Annotated in this window: 1 protein-coding gene; it reads left to right on the top strand. The window is 68.1% G+C overall.

Annotated features, from left to right (window positions below; genetic code table 11):
* Positions 1-527 (top strand): MT-A70 family methyltransferase (locus AB4Y92_RS25460; protein WP_441822147.1); only part of this gene is annotated, 527 nt, incomplete at both ends.

The raw sequence follows: 527 nt of genomic DNA, 5'->3' as shown, positions 1-527 counted from the left end.
CGCGCTGCGCGTCATGGCGGCATGGGGCTTTGCCTACAAGTCTCACGTCGTCTGGGACAAGGGCAGCCTCGGCACCGGCTACTGGTTCCGCAACCAGCATGAGCTGCTGCTCGTCGGCACGCGCGGCGACATCCCGGCGCCGGCCATGGGCACACAGCTACAAGTCTCACGTCGTCTGGGACAAGGGCAGCCTCGGCACCGGCTACTGGTTCCGCAAGAGCTGATCGAAGGTTATTTCCCGAACCTGCCGAAGATCGAAATGAACGCCCGCACCGCCCGGCCGGGCTGGGATGTCTGGGGCGCGGAAGCGCCGGAGGCGGTCGTCATCGGCGTGGACCTGTCCAGCGCGCCCGATCTCCACGTCGAGGCCGTGCGGCGCCCAGACGGCACACTTTCAATCACCGCCGGGCTGGGATGTCTGGGGCGCGGAAGCGCCGGAGGCGGTCGTCATCGGCGTGGACCTGTCCAGCGCGCCCGATCTCCACGTCGAGGCCGTGCGGCGCCCAGACGGCACACTTTCAATCACC

It is taken from the genome of Lysobacter sp. TAB13 (assembly GCF_052113885.1).
GTDB classification, from domain to species: Bacteria; Pseudomonadota; Gammaproteobacteria; order Xanthomonadales; family Xanthomonadaceae; genus Lysobacter; species Lysobacter gummosus.
The sequence above is the reverse complement of the archived record's forward strand: the minus strand, read 5'-3'. Positions and strand labels throughout refer to the sequence as shown.